This window comes from Elizabethkingia sp. YR214 (assembly GCF_003058195.1).
Lineage (GTDB): Bacteria > Bacteroidota > Bacteroidia > Flavobacteriales > Weeksellaceae > Elizabethkingia.
Map to the genome: position 1 here is coordinate 440,538 of NZ_QBUH01000002.1, position 22,731 is coordinate 463,268.

The 22,731-nt window shown below is 34.9% G+C and carries 19 protein-coding genes and 1 riboswitch; of the genes, 14 read left to right on the forward strand and 5 right to left on the reverse strand.

What is annotated here, in order from left to right; all coding sequences use genetic code 11:
• Positions 1-188: 188 nt before the first annotated feature.
• From C8J95_RS05205 to hemN, 5 genes are all read left to right on the forward strand, one after another.
• A complete protein-coding gene (locus C8J95_RS05205; RefSeq protein ID WP_107809303.1) occupies positions 189-629 on the forward strand; it encodes a PepSY-like domain-containing protein in 441 nt (146 codons plus the stop codon).
• 116 nt (positions 630-745) lie between these two features.
• On the forward strand, positions 746-2,122 hold the full coding sequence (locus C8J95_RS05210) for an APC family permease (RefSeq protein ID WP_107809304.1): 1,377 nt from the start codon (positions 746-748) through the stop codon (positions 2,120-2,122).
• Positions 2,123-2,177: 55 nt separating this feature from the next.
• Positions 2,178-2,510 (forward strand): hypothetical protein, encoded by a 333-nt coding sequence (locus C8J95_RS05215; RefSeq protein ID WP_255412725.1) that lies wholly within the window; start codon positions 2,178-2,180, stop codon positions 2,508-2,510.
• Positions 2,511-2,554: 44 nt separating this feature from the next.
• On the forward strand, positions 2,555-2,776 hold the full coding sequence (locus tag C8J95_RS05220; RefSeq protein ID WP_107809306.1) for a putative signal transducing protein: 222 nt from the start codon (positions 2,555-2,557) through the stop codon (positions 2,774-2,776).
• A gap of 56 nt (positions 2,777-2,832) precedes the next feature.
• Positions 2,833-4,191, forward strand: coding sequence for an oxygen-independent coproporphyrinogen III oxidase (hemN, locus tag C8J95_RS05225; protein WP_078405258.1), 1,359 nt, complete (start codon positions 2,833-2,835; stop codon positions 4,189-4,191).
• 70 nt (positions 4,192-4,261) lie between these two features.
• On the opposite strand, the gene C8J95_RS05230 is transcribed toward hemN, so the two are convergent.
• Positions 4,262-4,894: a murein L,D-transpeptidase catalytic domain-containing protein gene (locus C8J95_RS05230; RefSeq protein WP_255412726.1), complete on the reverse strand. Its 633-nt coding sequence runs from the start codon at positions 4,892-4,894 to the stop codon at positions 4,262-4,264.
• A 232-nt stretch (positions 4,895-5,126) separates the two neighbouring features.
• On the opposite strand from C8J95_RS05230, the gene secD reads away from it, so the two are divergent.
• The 4 genes from secD (at position 5,127) to C8J95_RS05250 (ending at position 10,377) form a co-directional block, all read left to right on the forward strand.
• A complete protein-coding gene (secD, locus tag C8J95_RS05235; RefSeq protein WP_107809308.1) occupies positions 5,127-8,021 on the forward strand; it encodes a protein translocase subunit SecD in 2,895 nt (964 codons plus the stop codon).
• A 97-nt stretch (positions 8,022-8,118) separates the two neighbouring features.
• Complete coding sequence (locus C8J95_RS05240) at positions 8,119-9,330, forward strand: TCR/Tet family MFS transporter (protein ID WP_107809309.1); 1,212 nt, start codon at positions 8,119-8,121, stop codon at positions 9,328-9,330.
• A 60-nt stretch (positions 9,331-9,390) separates the two neighbouring features.
• A complete protein-coding gene (locus tag C8J95_RS05245) occupies positions 9,391-9,819 on the forward strand; it encodes a twin-arginine translocase TatA/TatE family subunit (protein ID WP_107809310.1) in 429 nt (142 codons plus the stop codon).
• A gap of 3 nt (positions 9,820-9,822) precedes the next feature.
• Positions 9,823-10,377 carry a phosphatase PAP2 family protein gene (locus C8J95_RS05250; RefSeq protein ID WP_107809311.1) on the forward strand — a complete coding sequence of 185 codons (555 nt, stop codon included), beginning with the start codon at positions 9,823-9,825 and terminating at the stop codon, positions 10,375-10,377.
• Between the two features lie 58 nt (positions 10,378-10,435).
• Here the strand turns inward: C8J95_RS05250 and rlmH are convergent, their stop codons facing one another.
• Positions 10,436-10,909: a 23S rRNA (pseudouridine(1915)-N(3))-methyltransferase RlmH gene (gene rlmH, locus C8J95_RS05255; protein WP_107809312.1), complete on the reverse strand. Its 474-nt coding sequence runs from the start codon at positions 10,907-10,909 to the stop codon at positions 10,436-10,438.
• Between the two features lie 32 nt (positions 10,910-10,941).
• On the opposite strand from rlmH, the gene C8J95_RS05260 reads away from it, so the two are divergent.
• Entirely contained in the window at positions 10,942-11,937 is a 996-nt protein-coding gene (locus C8J95_RS05260; RefSeq protein WP_185124620.1) for a YihY/virulence factor BrkB family protein, read from the forward strand.
• A gap of 59 nt (positions 11,938-11,996) precedes the next feature.
• On the opposite strand, the gene C8J95_RS05265 is transcribed toward C8J95_RS05260, so the two are convergent.
• Both C8J95_RS05265 and cdd read right to left on the reverse strand, forming a co-directional pair.
• A complete protein-coding gene (locus C8J95_RS05265) occupies positions 11,997-13,907 on the reverse strand; it encodes a TonB-dependent siderophore receptor (RefSeq protein ID WP_107809313.1) in 1,911 nt (636 codons plus the stop codon).
• A gap of 101 nt (positions 13,908-14,008) precedes the next feature.
• A riboswitch (cobalamin riboswitch) is annotated at positions 14,009-14,183 on the reverse strand.
• Positions 14,184-14,190: 7 nt separating this feature from the next.
• Positions 14,191-14,676, reverse strand: coding sequence for a cytidine deaminase (cdd, locus tag C8J95_RS05270; protein ID WP_059325438.1), 486 nt, complete (start codon positions 14,674-14,676; stop codon positions 14,191-14,193).
• A 335-nt stretch (positions 14,677-15,011) separates the two neighbouring features.
• Here cdd and C8J95_RS05275 point away from each other — a divergent pair, with 335 nt between their 5' ends.
• Both C8J95_RS05275 and C8J95_RS05280 read left to right on the forward strand, forming a co-directional pair.
• Positions 15,012-17,987, forward strand: coding sequence for a TonB-dependent receptor plug domain-containing protein (locus C8J95_RS05275; protein ID WP_107809314.1), 2,976 nt, complete (start codon positions 15,012-15,014; stop codon positions 17,985-17,987).
• Between the two features lie 6 nt (positions 17,988-17,993).
• A complete protein-coding gene (locus C8J95_RS05280) occupies positions 17,994-19,475 on the forward strand; it encodes a SusD/RagB family nutrient-binding outer membrane lipoprotein (protein ID WP_107809315.1) in 1,482 nt (493 codons plus the stop codon).
• A gap of 251 nt (positions 19,476-19,726) precedes the next feature.
• Here the strand turns inward: C8J95_RS05280 and C8J95_RS18655 are convergent, their stop codons facing one another.
• Complete coding sequence (locus tag C8J95_RS18655) at positions 19,727-19,909, reverse strand: hypothetical protein (RefSeq protein ID WP_158267952.1); 183 nt, start codon at positions 19,907-19,909, stop codon at positions 19,727-19,729.
• A gap of 174 nt (positions 19,910-20,083) precedes the next feature.
• Between C8J95_RS18655 and C8J95_RS05290 the strand changes: the two genes are divergently transcribed.
• Positions 20,084-20,449 (forward strand): BlaI/MecI/CopY family transcriptional regulator, encoded by a 366-nt coding sequence (locus tag C8J95_RS05290; RefSeq protein ID WP_107809316.1) that lies wholly within the window; start codon positions 20,084-20,086, stop codon positions 20,447-20,449.
• Entirely contained in the window at positions 20,449-22,698 is a 2,250-nt protein-coding gene (locus tag C8J95_RS05295) for a M56 family metallopeptidase (RefSeq protein WP_107809317.1), read from the forward strand. Before C8J95_RS05290 ends, C8J95_RS05295 begins: the two co-directional genes overlap by 1 nt.
• Positions 22,699-22,731 lie beyond the last annotated feature (33 nt).

Genomic DNA, 22,731 nt, shown 5'->3' on the forward strand with positions numbered 1-22,731 from the left:
GGGGCTTTTTTATTTAGTATAAACTGTGATGTCACATCTATCAATACAACTGATAAGTCATTCATTTTTTCTATTATTTCCTTTATGGTTTAAAATTTGTTACCTATTATATAATTTGAGTTTAGACAGCCTTAGTATTTAGAAAAAAAAGGCTATCTTTATTTTTAAGATTAAAACATAATAGTATTATGAAAATGATTTATCTGAAAAGGTTAATGGTAGTAGCAGGTATAGTTGTTGTGGGTATGGTAGCTGCGCAAAAACAAACCATTACCAAAGCACAATTACCGTCCAATGCTCAGGATTTCCTGAATAAATACATCAGTGGTAAGCCATTTATTTATATTAAAAATGCAGAAAATCCTAATGATGTAGATTTCACTGTAAAATATAGTAACGGAGTAGAAGTAGAGTTTCACAATGATGGTGAATGGGAAGAAGTAGATGGTAAAGGAAATACAATTTCTACAGGTTTTCTTCCGGGATCTTTAACCAATTATACGAACTCTAATTACAAAGGAGACCCTATTGTATGGGTAAGCCGTGAAAAAGGAAAGTATGAAGTAAAACTAAAAAGCGGACTTAATTTAGAATTTGAATTGAATGGAACGTTTTCCAAAATTAATTAAGGCTACTGCATTTATTAATCGATATTTTTAAATTTATTATACAAAGCTGCAAGATTTTGCAGCTTTTTCATTTTTCAATTTGCATTATTTATATATTTGGGATCAAATTATAAACTATGCAAAGACTCAAACTATGGGATGCCACTATGATCGTTATGGGATCTATGATCGGTAGCGGAATTTTTATTGTTTCATCTGATATTATGAGGCAACTCGGATCCGGATGGTGGCTATTAGTTGTCTGGCTTATCACAGGAGTTATCACAGTATCAGCAGCATTATGCTATGGCGAATTATCCGCTATTTTTCCAAAAGCAGGAGGGCAATATACTTATCTGACGGAAGTTTTTGGAAAGCTTACGGGCTTTTTATACGGATGGGGGCTATTTACAGTTATACAAACCGGGACTATTGCTGCGGTAGCTGTCGCATTCAGTAAGTTTACAGCCTATCTTATTCCACAGCTCAACGATGCTGCACCTTTGTTTCAGCAAGGCAGTTTTAAAATTACCTGGCTCCAGATTTTAGGTATTGGTATTATTTTGTTGCTTACCTATATTAATACCAGGGGTATCAAAAGTGGCAAACTGATACAATCCGTCTTTACGGCTTCTAAAATTATAGCACTTTTAGGACTGATAGTTTTGGGACTTATATTTATTAAAGATTCGCACCTGAGCGAAAATTTAAATATTGGCTCTAAAGCTTTCCAGAATCTGAAAGGAGAAGGGTGGATGCCTATTAGTGGCAAAGCTATTTTGGGTGGAATTGCCGCAGCGATGGTAGGTTCTGTCTTTAGTAGTGTTGCATGGGAGAGTGTAACTTTTGTTTCTGGCGAAATCGAAAATCCTAAACGAAATGTAGTTCGTGCCATGGTTATTGGTACTGCGTCTGTTATTATACTTTATTTTTTATGTAATGTAGTTTATCTAAGCGCGTTATCCCGTGATGAAATCGCTTTTGCTGCTAATGATCGCGTTGCGGTAGCTGCCGCAGAAAAAATTATGGGAAATGCAGGGACCATTATCATGGCCGTTCTTGTCATGATCTCTACATTTGGTTGTATCAACGGACTTGTTTTATCCGGAGCCCGTGTTTTTCAGACAATGGCGAAGGATGGGCTATTTTTTAGTTCAGCTATTAAAAATAATAAAAACAATGTTCCGGAGAAGTCTCTATGGCTGCAGGGAATATGGGCTTCATTACTATGCCTTAGCGGCCAGTACGGAGACATTCTGGATATGATTTCCTTTGTTATTGTATTGTTTTATATGCTTACTGTTTTTGCGGTAATATGGCTGAGATTCAAAAAACCTTTTATTCCTAGATCTTACAAAACTTTTTTATATCCTATAACGCCTTTGCTTTATCTCGTTATAGGAATTATGTTCTGTGTACTTCTTATTATTTACAAACCTAACTATACATGGCCGGGATTTATCCTCCTTCTTTTGGGATTACCGGTATATTTCCTGATCAGAAAGAAGGTGTAGTTTATGTAGATTAAAGTTTAAAAATATGTGTAAATATTGCTTTGAAAATGAATTGATGAGTTTTAAAAATGAGGAACTAAGCAATGATATCGATTTAAGAATTTCGTTACTTCTCTCTACTAAAACGATAAATTTTGAGAGAGAAGTAAAATCTGAAAAAGAGATTTTCAATAGTTATGAGATTTATAAATGCAGAAGTTGTAATCAGAAATGGGCTTACTCTGCAGCAGAACTATATTGGAGAGGATTTTTGCTTAAAGAAGAAAATCTTACACATTATCTGACAACAGTAAGAAATTCTGATAAAAGGAAAAAGACTACATACTTGGCAATTATTCTGACATTAATAATATCAATTACTGTTTTATTTTGGATAATCAAGTTCTGATTTTTATTCTTAAATTTAGTTTAGATAACTTTATATAATTATTTATGGAAGAGTTTATTAGAATATATCAGTCAAACATATTATTTCAGGTAGAAATTATGAAAGGAAAGCTTGCGGCTAATGGTATTGAAAGCTATGTGAAAAACGAATTTGTAAATAATCTTTCTGTAATGCCGGTTAATCAGGATTACATACTTTATGTTGCTGAAGAGAATGCTGCCGAAGCCGAAAGAATTATTAGTGAAACCGATGATGCAGAAAGCTGATTTTAATTTGGTTAAAATTCCATGCAAAAGCCTGTTATATTTTGTAATTTTGCAGTATGAATTCATTAGTAGATAAATACAATATACCTGGCCCTCGCTATACATCTTATCCAACCGTTCCTTACTGGGATCTTGAAAGCTTTTCTGTAGAGGGTTGGAAGAAGTCGGTGATACGTTCTTTTAAAGAATCGAATGCAGGAGAAGGGATCAGTATTTATATTCATCTTCCTTTTTGTGAAGCCTTATGTACTTTTTGTGCATGCCATAAAAGAATCACAAAACAACACTCTGTAGAAGAACCATATTTGGAAACTGTTCTGAAAGAATGGCAACTTTACCTGAATCTTTTCGACGAAAAACCGAAGTTAAAAGAACTTCACTTAGGAGGCGGAACTCCTACATTCTTTTCTCCGGAAAATCTTAAGAAACTTCTTAGCGGAATTTTTGAAACTGTAGAAATTGCGGAGCATCCGGAATTTAGTTTTGAAGGACATCCGAATAATACAACATATGATCACCTTAAAACACTTTACGATTTGGGCTTCAGAAGAGTAAGCTTTGGTGTACAGGATTATAATGAAAAGGTACAAAAAGCCATCAACAGAATACAGCCTTTCGAAAATGTGAAAAACGTAACGGAATGGGCTCGTGAAATTGGCTATACAGGAATCAGTCACGATCTTGTATTTGGTTTGCCTTTCCAAAATTGGGAGTGTATGGAAAATACTATTCGTAAAACGTTGGAACTAAAGCCAGACAGATTGGCATTCTATTCATACGCACACGTTCCATGGATAAAAGGAGTAGGGCAAAGAGGTTTTGATGAAAACGATCTACCTTCCGGTGATGAGAAACGTAGATTGTATGAAGATGGTAAAAGTTTACTGGAAGAATTAGGCTATTTCGAAATAGGAATGGACCATTTCGCATTACCACATGATGATCTTTATCAGTCTATGAAGAAAGGAAAGCTTCATCGTAACTTTATGGGGTATACCTCTTCTAAAACTCAGCTAATGGTAGGTTTAGGAATGTCCGGAATATCTGACAGCTGGTATGCATTTGCGCAAAATGAAAAAACAGTAGAGGGATACGAACAAATGGTCAACAACGGTGAGTTTCCGGTAGTAAAAGGCCATATTCTGAATGAAGAAGATCTTATTATTCGTAAACATATTCTGAACCTGATGTGCAGACTGGAGACATCTTGGGATGCAGAAACAGCTTTTCCTGAGTTTGAAAATGCAATGGAAAAATTACAGGAAATGCAGAAAGATGGTTTAGTTGAACTGTCTGAAAATGGTATAAAAATAACTGAAGAGGGAAGAGCCTTTACCCGAAATGTCACCATGACATTTGATTTGAGAATGTTACGGAAACAACCGGGAACAAGGATATTCTCCATGACCATCTAAAATATTCAAAAAGCTTCTTGGCGATAATGGTATCGCGAATACAAGAAACTAATATGTTAATTCTGCAGAACTAGTTATAAATCCACATTAATACTGGTTTTGCAGAATTTTTTAATTTAAAATCAATAATTTTCATTGCATTATTAGATACTGTAGGGCATCCCCAACCTTCCGGACTGCCTTTAGGGAAAACTTCTTCATCACTCATTTTATCCCACGAGTGAAATACAATAACGCGTTTTACAGCGTTACTATTTGTTTCCTCCAATCCATGCATTATATATTTTACATTAATTCCCCAATTGCTATATCCACGGGCCCCAATTTTATATTTACCCAGGGAGGATAGATGACTTCCATCTTCATTACTGAACTCAGCTTTTCCTGCAGATTTATCAGAAGACCAGCTATTGGTACCACAACCATGTCCTACAAGATATTCTTCAGCAATTTTATTTTCCCTGAAATCCCAGATAAAAAAACGATTAACACCGGAATGTATACTCATGTCTATCAGGACACAGAAATCGGTATTAAATTTATTTTGTTTATTATATAATAATGCTTCTTCCGCTTTTTGTTTTAGCTTTTTAATATCTATTTCCTGCTTTACAATTGGCTTTTCATCATTCTTTATAACAATTGGTGTATGTGGAGTCTTTTTCTCTTCTTTTTCTTGGCAATTGGTGGCTAAAAAAGCCATAAAAAAAAATAAAAATATTTTTTTAGACATCATTGGTTTTGTATTAATGGCAAAAATAAAGATAATTAAGACAGAATTATTATTACTCTTATAATTTCAGGTATACATTACTGTCAAATTTATATTCTTACCGCACTTAGGAGCAGTTAAAAAGAAAATTGTTAAAATTTACTAAAAATCATTATATTTGCGCCTTATAATCAATGAAAAATAGTCGTTAAATCATAAAAAAATGCAAGGAAAAGGACTCATTACCACTATTGCAATCATCCTCGGATTGATATGCATTAATGAACTCCTGCCGAGTTTCTATGCGAATAGAATTGAGAAAGAGGCACAAGCTCTTTCCGGAGGCAATGAAGTTAAATACAAAAAGGAATTAGAAAAGTTGTCCAAAGACACGCTTAATCTGGGGTTCACAAAACTAGATTATCGTTCGGCCAAGGAAAAAGAAATGAAACTTGGTCTGGATTTGAAAGGAGGGATCAACGTTTTGTTGGAAATTAATCAAAGAGACCTGGTTAATGATTTAACGAATTATTCCACAAACCCTGTTTTAGTAGAAGCTCTGAACAGAACAGATGCTGCTCAAAAATTCTCTACTAAGACATACATCGATAACTTTTTTGTTCAGTTTGATGCTGTAAACAAGGAGAAAGGAACAAATGTAAAACTTTCTAATCCAGAAGTTTTTGGTACTCAGAAATTAAGTGATCAGATTAAATTCAATACACCTGATGACGAAGTAAAAAAGATTATTTCTAAAAAAATTGATGCCTCTGTAGGTTCAGCTTTCGAAGTAATCCGTACACGTATCGATAAACTAGGTGTAACACAACCGAACGTACAAAGAGTACCTGGAACAGGTCGTATTTTGGTTGAAATGCCTGGTATCAAAGATATTGACAGAGTAAAGAAATTGCTACAGACTTCTGCAAGACTACAGTTCTGGGAGGTACAGACTGCTGGTGAAATTGCTCCGTACTTCCAACAACTTACTTCTGTTGTAATGACAAAAGGAGATTCTATTGGTATTAATAAGAACATGAATCTTATCAATACTCTGGATATGCAGAATGGTGCAAGACAGAATGGAGTAGGTAACGTTAAGCTTTCGGATACAGCTACTGTAAATAAATTATTAAATAGTGCTCAGGCTATTAAAGCTCGTCCTGCTAACCTTAGATTCACTAAGTTTATGTGGGCTGCAAAACCTGAATCTAATACTCCGGATAATTTGACATTATATGCAATCCGTGGAACAGCAAACAACAAAGCTCCGCTTGATGGCGCTGTAAAAGATGCACGTGTTAACTATGACCAAATCGGAAGAATTGAGATCGGAATGCAGATGGATTCTGATGGTACTAAAGTATGGAAAACACTTACTGAGAAAAACATTGGAAGACCAATCGCTGTAACTTTGGATGACAATGTATATACTGCTCCTAATGTAAATACAGCAATTCCTAACGGACAATCTGTAATTACAGGTAACTTCAGTCAGGATGAAGCTAAAGACTTAGTAGATGTACTAAACTCAGGTAAACTTCCTGCTACTGCAAAAATTGTTCAGGCAGATGTTGTTGGACCTTCATTAGGTGCTGAATCTATCAATGCTGGTGTAATGTCATTCATTATTGCGTTTGCCCTTATCATGGTATATATCATTTTCTACTATGGTATGGCTGGTGTTTATGCAGTAATTGCGATGATCATTAACTTATTCTATGTGTTCGGTATTATGGACTCTATCGATGCTACACTTACCTTACCAGGTATCGCAGGTATCGTATTATCCATGGCCATGGCAGTAGATACGAACGTAATCATCTACGAGAGAACGAAAGAAGAATTATTTGCAGGAAAAGGAATCCGTGAAGCATACAACGATGGTTTCAAGCACGCTTTATCTGCGATTATTGACGGACACGCAACAACATTACTAACAGCTGTTGTATTATATATTTTCGGTACAGGACCTATCCAAGGATTTGCTGTAACTTTAATTATCGGTATTCTGATGACGTTCTTTACTTCGGTATTATTATCGAGAGTAATGATCTTCAGTAGACTTGGAAAAGGTAAAGAGATTTCAGTTTGGACATCTTTCTCAAAAAATCTTTTCAGAAATATCTGGATAGACTTTATTGGAAAAAGAAAATGGTCTTACATCTTCTCTACTGTATTGATGGTTATCTGTATTGCATCTATTGTTACAAAAGGCTTCAAATTTGGGGTTGACTTCAAAGGAGGAAGAAGTTATGTTGTAAGATTTGATAAGCCGGTTGTCGCTTCCGATATTCAGGAAGAGTTGGCTCCGATATTTAAAACTAATGACGGTAAAAATGAAGCTGTGGATGTTAAAACATTTGGTAACTCTAATCAGCTTAGAATAACAACTGACTACAAAATTGATGACGTTAACACAACTGTTGATTCTGAGATTGAACATAAATTATATGATGGATTAAAGAAACACCTTCCGGCTAACGAAACATTCGAAGCTTTCAAAAGTTCTGATGTTGGACATGCAGGAATCGTTTCTTCTACGAAAGTAGGACCTACAGTAGCAGATGACATTCAGGTTCACGGTACATTAGCAGTTCTTGCTGCTTTAGCGGGAATCTTCATCTACATCTTATTAAGATTTAGAAAATGGCAATTCTCTCTTGGTGCTGTTGTGGCATTGTTCCACGATGCGGTAGTAATTTTAGGAGTATTCTCCTTATTCTACACAGTAGCGCCATTCAATATGGAGATCAACCAGGATTTCATTGCAGCCGTACTAACGGTATTAGGATATTCCATTAACGATACGGTAATTGTATTTGACCGTATCCGTGAATACCTTAGAGAAAGAAAATCTATCAGCCTTGCAGGTCTGTTTGATGATTCCATCAGCAGCACGTTAGGTAGAACATTCAACACTTCATTCACTACGATATTGGTTATCCTTGCGATCTTCCTTTTCGGAGGTGATAATATGAAGGGCTTCATGTTTGCATTATTAATCGGTATTGGTTTCGGTACTTATTCATCCATCTTCATCGCATCAGCAATTGCTTATGACTGTTTGAAAGGACGAAGAAAAGACGCCCCGCCAGTACATGAGATAAATAAATAACAAAAAGCCCCGAGATTCGGGGCTTTTTTTATTATTAATTTTAAAATAAACAATATTATAGTAACAATTCATTATTTTTGTTGCGCTTTTTTAAATTATGGAAAATAAAAAGACGAACACCGCGATAGGCTTTATATTCATCACTATGCTTATCGATATAACAGGATGGGGTATTATTATCCCGGTTATACCCAAGCTAATAGAAGAACTTATTCATGGTGATATTAGTGAAGCTGCAAAGTATGGAGGCTGGCTAAGCTTTGCTTATGCATTTACTCAGTTTATCTTTGCACCTCTTGTCGGAAACCTTAGTGATAAATATGGAAGACGCCCCATTATCCTGATATCTTTATTAGGCTTTGCTATAGACTATGTATTTCTGGCATTATCACCTAATATTATCTGGTTGTTTATAGGACGTGTAATAGCAGGTATGACAGGAGCGAGTATAACAACCGCGAGTGCTTATATCGCCGATATTAGTACGGAAGAAAACCGTGCGAAAAATTTTGGACTTATAGGTGCTGCTTTTGGAATGGGATTTATTATAGGTCCTGTACTAGGAGGACTTTTGGGACAGTTCGGTTCCAGAGTTCCTTTTTACGCTGCAGCTGTCCTTTGTTTAATCAATTTCATCTACGGTTACTTTATTCTTCCGGAATCTTTGGATAAAGACCACAGAAGAGAATTTGAGTGGAAGAGAGCTAACCCTATAGGATCATTGTTTATGTTGAAAAAGCACCCTAAAATGTCGGGGCTAATATTAGTACTTATTCTAATCTATATTGGAGCACATGCGGTACAAAGCAACTGGTCTTATTTCACCATGTACATGTTTGGATGGAAAGAAAAAGAAGTAGGATTATCCCTTGGACTTATAGGGTTATTAGTAGGGCTTGTACAAGGACTGCTTATACGCTGGATAAATCCTAAAATAGGAAATGAAAGAAGTATCTATTACGGACTTGGATTATATGCAGTAGGAATGTTACTATTTGCTTTTGCTACTGAAAGCTGGATGATGTTTGCCTTTTTGGTACCTTACTGTTTAGGTGGTATATGTGGACCTGCATTACAATCTGTAATTACCGGAAATGTATCCAAACAGGAACAAGGTGAGTTACAGGGAGCATTAACCAGTCTTATGAGTGCTACTGCTATTGTAGGACCTCCATTAATGACAAACCTGTTTTTCTACTTTACACATGATCAGGCGCCTTTTCAGTTTCCGGGAGCTCCGTTTTTCTTAGCGTTTATAATGTTGGGAATGGGGGCACTGATTGCTTACTTTAACTTTAAAAAGAAATAAAATTGCTGAAATTAAACTTAAAAGCAGCAAGGTTAAGAATATCTTTTGTAATTTTGATTCATGGAACTTAGCATAGGAGAAATGTTAGTGGTGGCATTAGTCATCGTAGTATTATTTGGACCGGATAAAATACCGAGCATCGCACGCGAATTAGGACAAGGTGTCCGTAAAATGAAAGGTGCAATGGAGGATATTAAAACGGAGATTATGAAGGAGGCTGATAATCCGATTTCAGACATTAAAAAAGAGATTGATAAAGTAAAGCAGACTGTTACTGATATTAATCCACTTAATGATGTACAAAAGCAGATAGAGGATATGAAAAACTCTGTAAACCCAATGGATCAGAACGTAGCTGATACTTCTTCTCCTGCTCCGGAAAAAACTACAAATACAATAGCTCATACAGAAACTGAACAAATAGTAGCAACGACCGAGAAAAAAGTTGATCCTTTAAGCGATGAACATGTTGGTCCGGTAAGCCGATAGAATATGGAAGAAATCGTTCATTCGGATAAAGAACTGTTATTATACCTAAACGGTCTTGGATCACCAGGTTTCGATTCTTTTTGGATGTATATGACTAAACCATTGGTTTGGATACCTCTGTATCTTTTATTAATGTTTCTGGTTTATAAGAAATACTCTGTAAAGAATTTTTTATTTATACTGCTTTTTATAGCTGTCGGAATTACAGCAAGCGATCAGATCGCAAATATTTTTAAATATGGCTTCCTGAGACTAAGACCTTGTCACGATCCGGAACTTATTAATCATATGCGGTTAGTTACCTGTGGTGGAAAATATGGATTCTACTCTGCGCATGCGAGTACTACATTTTTTCTGGCTACATTTCTAAGTTTTCTTATCGGACGAAATTATAAGTTCCTGCCTTACTTGCTCTTTTTATGGGCAGTGATAGTTTCTTACAGCAGAATCTATTTAGGTGTTCATTTTCCGGGAGATGTTATTACCGGAGCTGTAATGGGATTTTTATTAGGTGGGTTATTTTCCACACTGGCACTGAGATACGTTAGTAAAAAATAATATATAAAAAGGTTCTTCAAAACGAAGAACCTTTTTTAGTTTTATCTCTTAAAGATTATTAATCGTTATGATAGGGTTTCCCCTGAAGAATGGTAGAAGCACGATAAATTTGTTCTACAAAAAACAACCGAATCATCTGATGGGTGAATGTCATTTTTGACAATGAAATTTTTTCCTGAGCTCTGCTATAGATGTCTTCAGAAAACCCATAAGCTCCTCCTACAAGAAATGCAAGATGTCGGGTAGACATATTCATCCAATTATCTATTTTGGATGCAAATTCACGGGATGTAAACTGTTTTCCCTTCTCATCTAATAACACAACAGTATCTGTATTATCTAGATAATTAAGAAATAGCTTAGCTTCTTCTTTTTTTAACTGAATATCAGTAAGGTTTTTGGCATTTTTAACGTCCGGTATCTCAATAAATTCAAAATTGAAATGTTTCGGAAGACGCGGAATGTAATAAGCAATGAGTTTCTTAATTTCAGCATCATCGGTTTTGCCAATACATATCAGACTTATACGCATTTTAGTATCTTTGCTTTTGCAAATATAGATGAATGCCTTTAAAAATGCCTCAACTTATCATTAGATTTCGTGATTTTCTGGACAGCATACACCTTCCTATGCTGGGAATTTCATTGCTGAAGATGTTTGAAATCTACGGAGAAGGTATTTTTAAAAACCCTGTTATCAGACAGGCAGCAGCAATTTCGTGGGCTTTTTTCCTAAGCTTGTTTCCATTTTTATTATTTCTGCTTTCAATTCTTCCGTATCTACCGCATTATGACAAGCTCCAGTTTTACATATTCGATGTTATGCTGGCCAATATACTACCAGCAGATATTAAAGTATATGTTACCGAATATTTGCAGGATACCCTGATTCCGAATCTTAAAGGCATCAGTAACTTTGTAACCATCATACTGGCATTAATATTTGGCACAAATGGAACACACGCCCTGATTATGGGGTTTAATCTGAATACAGATGTAAAACGTACTTTCTTCCGAAATTATGGTATTGCACTGCTTATCACTATTGCTTTTGTAAGTATTACGGTTTTGTCTCTTTTGGGAATTTATTATGCAGAAGTTGTAATGAAGTTGTTTAATCCGGTAAACAGCATTTCCTGGTTGGTCAACAACCTAACTAAAATAATCAGTTTCATTTCATTCCCTTTATTCTATTTTATTTTGCTGGCTTTATTTTATTGGGTAGGCTGTCTAAAAATCAAAAGATTCAGAGAGGCTATTCCCGGGGCTATTTTCAGCACTTTGCTATTTGGCTTTATTACTTATGTTTTTGCCTTTTATGTACGGGATATCGCCCGTTATAACTTCTTATATGGTTCTATTGGATCCATAATCCTGGTTATGATCTGGGTAAATCTTAATATTATTCTTATTTTGTTTGGTAACGAGCTTAATCTGGCAATAAAAAAGGTGAAAATGGACAAAAAGATAGGAGATGAGCTGGCAGCACAAATAGAACAGCAACAGTTTCTGCAAACTTCAACAGGCCCCAATAATAACGATCACAATATCCAGTTATAAAAAGGGCCGTGATAAGCGAACTTATACACGGCCGAGGATAGATGATTTGGTATCTTTTATTAGAATCTGTAAGAGACTCCTAATGTATAATTTCTGTTCTTGGTTGTATAACCGATTACATCTATATAATCTTTATTGAAAAGATTACCGATATTAAGATAAGCATCAATATTATGTACGATCTTCTGGTTGATATTCAGGTTGAACAAATTGAAATCTGCTACTTTAACATTTTTGGTACTAAATGAAGCAGAGTCATAATATGCATCATTTCTCTTGCCTACAAACTGGTGAGAAACTGTAATTCTTGTTGATGCAAAAGGCTTCACTTCTACATAAGAATTAACTCTTTGTTTAGGCTGGCGCAGCATTGTTGCCTCTTTGTCCTTTTCTACAAAGCTATAGTTCCCTCCAAATTTAACCATATCAATGATCTGATAGTCGAACCCAACTTCAAATCCTTTTACTTTATTCTCGTCTATATTCTGGAAGCTCCCTGTGTAATCAGGATTAGATATATAAGCGAATGCATCTTTTTCTTTTCTCTGGAATAAGCTTACATTAAAGTTTAGGCTTCTGTCTTTTTTTCCGAAACTTAAATCGATTTCATGGGACTGATTTCTTTCTGGCTTTAGATCAGGGTTTGGTAAAGTCCAAGGAAGTGATCCGTAGTTTTGGTATAGAGTAGGTGCAATAAATGCTGTAGCAAAGGAATAGCCAATCTTAAAATAAGTATCGCTGAATTCTTTTATGTAATAAGGATTTACACTATAAACCCAGTGATTTCCAAATTTAGAGTTATCAGTCATTCTGGCACCTGCATCCAAGTTAAAACCTTTATAGTTTGCATTAAAATTAGCGTAGGCATCAAAACTATGAAGCTTTGTATCACCACTTTTAAGCACTTCCTCCATGTTATCTTTACCAAATGGAAGAGATTTTGAACTCATCTTCTGGTCTTCATACTGTACTCCAACTGTAAAGTTGAAATAATCATTCACTTTATAATTATTATAAAGTTCTGCAATAAAGTTTTTACCATTGTAAGAGAACTGATCCTGATAAGAAGCACCTTTCATACTTTGCCCAAGTCTGTCTATATCTGTATAACGGGTATTGAATACAATTTTACCATTATTATATCTATAGTTAGCATTACCTCCTACATAGAATTGTTTGTCATTTCCACGGTTCTGGCCATCAGTGAAAGCTCCTGTATCATATAAATAAAGATTATGATTCCAGCCACTATTGATGTTAACATCAAAATTGTTCCCTGAGTAACCTACACCAGCAGAAAGATTTTGTCTTTCCCAGCCATCTTTATCAAAATTTTTGTCCCCTTTAGCTGAAGATAATCCTTGAGATTTTTCATTGAAGGCATTGACCTGATAATTAAATTTATTAATCTTTCCTCTTAATGCTGCATCCTGTGCGTATGTATCATAAGAACCTGCTCTTGCAGTAAGAGCTCCTTCAATAGCTTTTTGTGATGCTTTTTTTGTTTTTACATTGATTACCGAAACAGTAGCGTTGGATCCATATAATACAGAAGAAGCACCATTCAATACTTCAATACTTTCAATACTTTCCAAAGCCAGTAAACGAAGGTCTGCTGCAGTATAGTCATTACCTGTTACATCTCTTAACGGAACACCGTCCAATAATATAACTACATTAGCACTTTTTCCGCCTCTAATCTTCATTAGTTTAGGTTCGGTTGCATTGTTGAAATTACCTGTAATCTGGAATCCCGCAACCTGATCCAATACATCACTAAGGTTTTGTCCTTTATACTTTTCCAGATCTTTAGCTGAAATAAGGGTTACATTTTTGCCCGTTTTATAAAGTTTTTGTGGTGTTTTAGAAGCAATAGTTACCTCTTCAATCTGACCACTTTTTTCTTCCTGAGCGTATAATCCGGAACCAACAAGAAGGAGTGCTCCGATTACAAATAGTTTTTTATTCATTAATAAAATTTAGCTAATACTGTATTCGGAGAAATAAGAATAAACAACCCTGAGTATCTAGGGCAGATTATAATTCAAGCTTTTCCTCCGAAAGTTGTTAATTAATAATTATTGTTTCAGGCAGGTCTCCTGGCTTTCACATTTCTGTGCCTTCCCGTAATTACAGTGGCTTTGTACAGAAATACTTTAGTGATCTACAGTTGCGGGGACAGCTCTGGTGTTGCACCAGATTCCCTTTTCATCGGACAATGCCGAACCTGAAATTTTTGCAAATATAAGAAAGTTATAAATAATTTTTGTCGAAAGAAAAAGGCAGCAAATCTTTTACACTGTAGCATTTAACTGTTTTTCCTTGTGTAGACGCAAAATAAATTTCAATAGGGGAGCTTTGCTTGCTCTCATACTCTAATATAGATTGTCTGCATGAACCACATGGTGGAATCGGAATATTATTATCGGCTACTTCATTTTTGGGGCCACCAACTACAAATATCTTTTTAATTTCCTGTCCGGGATGGTTTGCTGCCAGCCAGTATATGGCAGTTCTTTCAGCACATAATCCTGAAGGATATGCTGCATTTTCCTGATTGTTACCGACAATAATTTCGCCATTTTCAAGAAGGATTGCACATCCTACAAAAAACTCCGAGTATGGAGCATAAGCTGTTTTACGGATTTCAGAAGCTGTTTCGAATAGCTTCTTTTCAGTATCGTCTAATTCCGATATGTTTTTATAAACTTCAAATTGAATGTTTAAATCTTGTTTCATTCGTTACAAATAAAGGGAGGTAAAATTAATCATAAATATCGAAATACAAACTATTATAATAAAGTCTGTATTCTTAATCCGTATACAGAAAGAAAATCAGTCATTTGTAATACCTGAAGAAAGCTGATAATCCTACATTATATTATGATTCAACTTCTCCCAAAAACTTTATCAACCGATACTGTTTTAATGAAATTTAATATAGAGAGCGTAGGAAATTTTATATTTTCTAAAGCTTCGTTTTTACATTATTTATCAAACATAAAGTTAATGAAATGCTAAACAGGTGTTAATGTTAACTTAAAATACGAGGGATACTTTTGCAAAAAAACTGAATGAAACGAGTATTATTATCTGCTTCAGTTGTATTACTACCATTTTTACCTTACGCACAGGAAGTTAGTAAAAAAGATACACTGAAACAGAAAGAGAAGAACATCGAAGGAGTTGTAATTACCGCCTTGGGAATTGGTAAGAAAGCTAAGAAAATTGGTTATTCCACTCAGGAGATCAATACCAAACAGTTCGAAACTGTAACTACACCCAGTGTAGGAAATCTTTTTGCAGGGCAGGTTGCCGGGCTTAATGTTTCCAACCCTCCGGGAATGCAGCAAAAACCAACTTTTACATTGCGTGGAAACTCTAACGTTATTATTGTAATAGATGGCGTTATTGTAGACGATAAAACGTTCCAGGCACTGGATCCTTCTAACATCGAGAATATTAACGTACTAAAAGGAGCCACAGCTTCTGCATTATATGGTTCCAGAGGAAGATATGGAGCTATTTTGGTAACCACCAAAAGTGCTAAGAAAAGTGGTTTTACAGTTGAATTTGGTCAGAATACGATGTTTACAGCTGGCTTTACCAACCTTCCTAAAACACAAACAGAGTACGGAAACGGTTCTCACGGTAAGTATGAATTCTGGGATGGTGCCGATGGTGGTATCAATGACGGAGATATGATCTGGGGTCCAAAATTTGTTCCCGGAAGAAAGCTTGCACAGTGGAACAGCCCAATACTAGACAAGCAAACTGGCCAGGTAATTCCGTGGTATGGTAATGTTGCCAACACTCCGTATAATGATAAATCAAGATACGAAAGAGTACCTACAGACTGGACCTACCATGATAATCTGAATACGTTTATGACACCTTCGTTTATCAATAATACGAACTTCGCAGTCAATTATAAGCATAATAAAGATACCTACAGACTTTCCGGAAACTTCATGAATTTTGATGACAGAATTCCTGAGTCTTATCTTAGAAAATATGGAGCCAACTTTTCCAGTAATACATACATCACGGACAAGTTAAGTTTTAATACAAAATTAGCTTACAACAGGACGACTACACCAAGTATGCCTAACTACAATTATGATCCAAGCGGACATATGTATACCATACTTATCTGGATGGGTGGTGATGTAGACGGAAGAGACCTTAAAAATAATCTTTGGGTAAAGGGTAGAGAAGGCTATCAACAGGCAAACTGGAACTACGCATGGTACAACAATCCATGGTTTGGTGCTAAAAATTTTAAAAACAGTGTTGCTACAGATGTCTATAGTGCCCAGACAGGATTAACTTATGAAGCATCCGATGATTTTACAGTGAAAGGTAAAATATCCTATGTAGAGAACGATACTAAAAATGAATTAAAGAGTCCATATTCTTATTTCAATTACGATGCTCCAAGAAATGGCCGTTACAGAGTAACAAACTCTAAAACTATAAACCTGAACTACGATGTCCTTGCTACATATAATAAGGCTATCACTGACAATATCAACTTAACAGTTAATGCCGGAGGATCAGGATTCTATTATAAATATAAAGATGATATAACATCAGTTGACGGGCTAAAAGTTCCTGGAGTATATTCTTTTGATAACTCGATAAAGCCTTTAACGCGTGACTATAATATCAACGAAAAATTAATTTATAGTGCTTACGGTACTGTCGATTTAGAGTTCTATAAGACTTTATTTGTGAATGTTTCAGGAAGAAATGACTGGTCATCCACATTACCAAAAAGTAACAGATCTTATTTCTATCCGTCTGCTTCCTTCAGCTTATTACTTAATAATATAATCCCAATGCCAAAGGCTTTTGATATTGTAAAACTTTATGGTTCCTGGGCACAGATTGCATATGACTTCGACCCTTATGCGATCAGAAATTATTATCTGAACAATGGCGGAAATACCTTTAATGGAAACCCTTACTATACTTATTCATCGGTACTAAACAAAGAAGGAAATATAGGCCCTGAAAAAACAAGATCTTATGAAGCCGGTTTGAATATTGGTATGCTGAATAACAGAATTAGCCTGGATGTAGCATATTACAATACACTGGACTATAACAATATTCTAAGATTCCCGGGTTCACAGACATCTGGTTTTGCTACAGAAGTGGTAAACGGAAATAAGTATACTACAAATGGGGTAGATATCTCTTTAAGCCTTATACCTATTAAGAATAGTAATTTCCAATGGAAATCTTTGCTTAACTGGAGCAAATCGGTTCAGAAAATTACCGAAATCTATCAGGGAAGAGATAACTATAATAACATTAAGCTTAACGAACGTACTGACAGTTTCTACGGTTATACCTGGAAAAAGAATGCTAACGGAGCGCTTATTTTAGATGCTAATACAGGCCTTCCAACAAGAGCCGATGCTCCTTCTTATCTTGGACATTTTAATCCGGACTGGACATTTGGTTTTACCAACACTTTCAAATACAAAAACCTTAGCTTAACTGTAGGTATTGATGGTAGCTTTGGTGGTGTGATGGAATCTGTAGTTGTAGAGAAAATGTGGTGGGGAGGTAAGCATCCAAATTCTGTACAATATAGGGATGCAGAATACGATCAGGGTAAATATACATTTGTACCAAACGGAGTTAATTACAATCCGACAACTAATACTTATACACCACATACAAAAGCAATAAGCTTCCAGGATTGGGCGCAGAACTACCCATACCGTGCAATGGTAACAGAAAGCGAGAGCAAAGAATATGCAAATGTTTTCGACAGATCATTCATCAAACTTCGTTCTGTAGTGTTAGAATATGATTTTACATCAATACTAAATCCTAAAGGCTTTGTGAAAGGACTTACTGTAAACTTATCCGGATACAATCTGGCGATGTGGAAGAAATCTAAAAACCTTTATTCCGATCCTGATTATAAGATTGGAGGAACTGGTATTGGTTCAGGCAGAAATTCTAATTCATCTAATGATATTCAGGATCCTGCAAGCAGATGGTTTGGTGTTGGTTTTAACTTAAAATTCTAAAAAACAATGAAAAAATATATTATATCAGTTCTTGCAGTACCTTTTTTAATGCTGAGTTCTTGTGAATCTGACTTAACAAAAATTAATGAGAACCCTAAGGATCCTGCGAATGTAGATCCTAGTGTATTGCTTACGAATGTAACGAGGCAATCTTTCCCGGTTGACAATAGCTCTAACTCAGCTTTGAGAATGCTTGTGAATACTGGAGAAGAGAATGACTATCAATATCTAAAATGGAATAATGCTTCTTTTGATGCCTACAAAAACATTTTGCTGAATGATGTAAAAATGATGGAGGAAGCTGCAAAAAGCAATAATAAAAACTATCAGGCTATTGGTAAATTTTTCCGCGCCCTTCATTTCTATAACCTTAGTATGAGGGTAGGAGATATTCCATATTCTGAGGCTTTAAAAGGAGAGACTGACAATATAAGATTACCGAAGTACGACAAACAGGAAGATGTCTTCGCTGGAATCCTTGCTGAGTTGAAGGAAGCTAATTCATTAATCAATACCAATGATAAAATTGGTGGAGACATTGTTTATAACGGAAACATCGAAAGGTGGAAAAAGTTAATCAACTCATTTCGTTTAAAAATCCTTATTACACTTTCTAAAAAAGCTAAAGCAGGAAATATTGATATTAAAAGTGAATTTGCAAGTATTGTAAATTCTGAAAGATTAATGGAATCAAATAGTGATAATGGACAATTGACTTTCTTTGATTTAGCAAACAGCCGTTATCCAACTTTCAACAGCAGTTCTTATGGTTCCAGCTTATATATGTCCGATACATTTATTCAGTATTTCAAGGACAGAAAGGATCCAAGAATCTTCACATTTGCAGAGCAAACTACTTCTGCAAAAGAAAAAAATCTCGCGCTGACGGATTATAATGCATATCAGGGCGGAAATCCTATTTCACCTTATTCAGATAATGCAAAACTAATAGACCAGAAGATTATCTCGAAAGTAAAAACACGTTTCTATCTGGATCCGATAAATGAGCCAAGTAACATTCTGAGCTATTCGGAGCTAAACTTTATTTTGGCAGAAGCTGCAGTAAGAGGATGGATTAATCAAAGTGGAGCAAAGCAATACTATGAAAACGCAGTTAAGGCCAGCTTCGACTTTTATAAAGCCAATGTAAAAGATTCGGATAAGCTATTTGCAGGTTTTGATATTACCAATTATTTAAACAGTACACCTGTTGCCTATAATACAGGTGAAAGTACTGATAAACAAATGGAAAGAATTCTTACCCAGAAATATATGACGATGTTCCATCAGAGTCAGTGGACTGGTTATTATGATGCACTTCGTACAGGATATCCAAAATTACCAATCGTTAGCGGTGGTGTATTCCCCAAAAGATTCAGATATCCTCAGGATGAATACAATACTAATTCACAAAATCTGAATGCAGCGATCAGCTCTCAGTATGGCGGGAAAGATGATATTTTCCAGACACCATGGTGGTTACAATAATTTTTTCTTCATAATTACACTTTATTTTTAACAAAAGTCAGGGTTTTAGATCCTGACTTTTTAATTATATATCGACAAAAGTGATACTATGGAAAAGCTATAAATCAGTATAGATGAAACTATTAACTGTTATCTGTATAGAATAAGTGAATTAAAGCAGATTAAATTGAAAGTTAAAAATAGAAAGAATTACAGAGCTCCATAGTGAATTAAGAAGCCTGTACTATTTTAATGCTAAAATTAAAGTATTACTATTTCGCTTTAGCTTTTACTTTAATAGCTTTTATTACAGAATATAAAACATTAAGCATAAGCACAACAGGAATAATCCCGCCTACGATCATATTCATTCTGATGGTTGTAGAAAATCCCAAAGCTAAACCTGATGTAAGTAAAATCATTAGCAGTCCAGAGATAAATAAAGTATTCTTCAATTGATTTGGATTTGAGTTAACGAAATTAACAAAATATTAGATATTCTTTATAGATATATTAACTATTTTATGTTAAAAAATCATAAATTTTAAATACTACTAAAATTTTAGTTGATCGAATCAAAAATTTATTTACATTTGTTATACTAAGTTTTTAGTTATAAAGTAATCCCTATGAAAAATAAAAGTCTTACAAAAGCAGAAGAACAGATTATGCAGTATATGTGGCAACAAAAAAAAGCATTCCTGAAGGATATTCTGGATTTGTTTCCTGAGCCTAAGCCGCACACCAATACTGTTTCCACACTTATCAAAATTCTTATAGAAAAAGGATTTGTAGACTATACCTTACATGGTCGTCAGCACGAATACTTTCCATTAGTTTCTAAAGAAGCCTATAGCGGAAAGTCATTAAAGGGATTGATGAAAAATTATTTTGACGGATCTTACCGTAATGTAGTTTCATTTTTGGTAGAAAAAAATGAAATGAGCGTAGAAGATCTGGAAATGCTTTTACAGGAACTTAAAGATAAAGAATAATGGAAATACTACTATACCTTGGAAAAATGCTGTTATGCTCTGCTATTATGTGGAGTTATTATCTGCTTTTCTTAAAAGATAAAACCTTCCATCACTATAACAGGTTTTACCTTTTAGCAACAATAGTGATAAGTTTATTTTTACCATTATTAAAGGTAGAATACTTCACTATAGAAACTGACAACAGGATATTTCTTCTTCTCCAAAGTTTCAGTTTACAAACAGGAAACCAGGCAACTGCTGGTTTTGATTGGAAAAGCATCGCACTTTTCATCTTATTAGTAGTATCTATAGTTCTCTTTATAAGATTACTGATTGGCATTTATAAGATCAATCGAATGAAAAATCAGTATCACGGAAAAGAACTAAAAGGCGTTCGCTTCTATATTACAGACCTGCATGATGCTCCGTTTTCATTTTTCAAAAACCTTTTTTGGAAAAAATCTATTGAAATAGATTCGGACCTTGGAAAACAAATACTGAAACATGAAATGGTACATATAGAACAGAAACACAGCTGGGACAAGTTATTTATAGAATTTGTACAGGCCGTATTCTGGTTCAATCCAATTTTTTACTGGCTTAAGAAAGAGCTATTCTTAATCCACGAATATCTTGCCGATAAAAAGGCAGTAAAACAGAATGACACAAAGGCATTTGCGCAGATGCTTTTAGCAAGTAAATTTTCCGGAACACCTTTACCTGCAACAAGTCCATTCTTATCCTCTAACCTCAAAAAAAGATTACAAATGATCACTAAACCTCATTACACCAAATTTAGTTATGCGCGCAGGGTAATGGCACTTCCGGTTTTATTCGGAATTTCATTCACCTATTTAGTTACGGCTAAAAATAAAGAAATTGCCAAAACCAACCGTGAGATCGCTGTAGCTATTAATGCACTTCAACAAGACACTATCGGATCAGGGAATAATAAGAATGTTCACATCCAGATTAAAGAAAATAATAACAGAGGTTCTCTTTTAACAAAAATAGAGCAGGCTTCTGATAATTCAATTTTCAAAATCAATGGTAAAGCAGTTACCAAATCCGAGTTTACCGAATTCTATCACCAAAACAAAAATGCCCGCTATGCTTACAATCATTCTGGAAATTCTGGTTCAAGTACTACAATTTTTGATGCTTATGATCTAAATTCAAAAGATCTGTCTGCAGATGATAAGAGAAAAATTGCTGAAAGCGACAGACGTTTTGCAGAGTCTTCAAAACGTTTTGAGAAAAATAATAAAAGATTCCAAAATAATCAACGAAGTATTATTTATAATGGTAACTATGTTCGTTATGAAGATATGACAGCTGAACAGAAAAGGGATTTTAATAAAGCTATGAAAGAAGCTCAGAAAGCAAAAGATTATATTAATTCTGCCGATTATAAGAAAATAATAGCTGATGCTAAAAAAGCCGGTGAAGAAGGCAGAAAAGCCGCAGAGAAAGCAAGAGCTTATCTTAATTCTGATGAGTACAAAAAGATAATTGAAGATTCCCGTAAAGCTGCTGATATAGGAAGACAAGAAGCTGAAAAAGCAAGAGCCTATCTTAACTCTGCCGAATATAAGCAAATAATGGAAAATGCCAGGAGAGAATCAGAAAAAGCTAGGAATTACATGAACTCTGCCGAATATAAGCAGATAATGGAGAACGCTAGAAAGGCAGCTGAAGACGGAAGAAAGCAGGCAGAAAAAGCTCGTGAATACCTTAACTCTCCGGAATATAAAAAAATGATGGAAGAAAGCAGATTGGCTGCCCAAAACTGGAGTAGTAAGTTTAAGGACAGCTTTAAAAATGTAGACTTTTCCGGAACATTTATGACGAAAGAAAAACAAAATAAAGTTTTAGAAGAGTTAAAGAATAGTTTGAAAGATAAAAACATGAAGGATGAAGATATTCAGAAGATTCTTGAAAATGTAAAGAAAAACTTTAGCAATTCTTCGAAGTTTGGTACTGCCATAAATATCTCTGCAAAAACAGACTCACCTTTTGTTATGGCAGTAGCTGGTAATGAACCTAAAAGTTATAGCTTTACTTCAACATATTCCACAACAGGAGACGATGTTGGTAAGCCATCTTTGAAAATATCTTCCTTTGGAAAAGATACCGAAGTTTATGTAGATGGAGTAAAAGTGGATTATGATGCTATGAAAGATATCAATCCAAAAGATATACAAAGCGTAAGCATTACAAAAAGTACCGGCAAAAAAAGCATTATAAAAATTCAGAAAAAATCATAGTAGAAAGGCTGCATAAGCAGCCTTTTTTCAAAC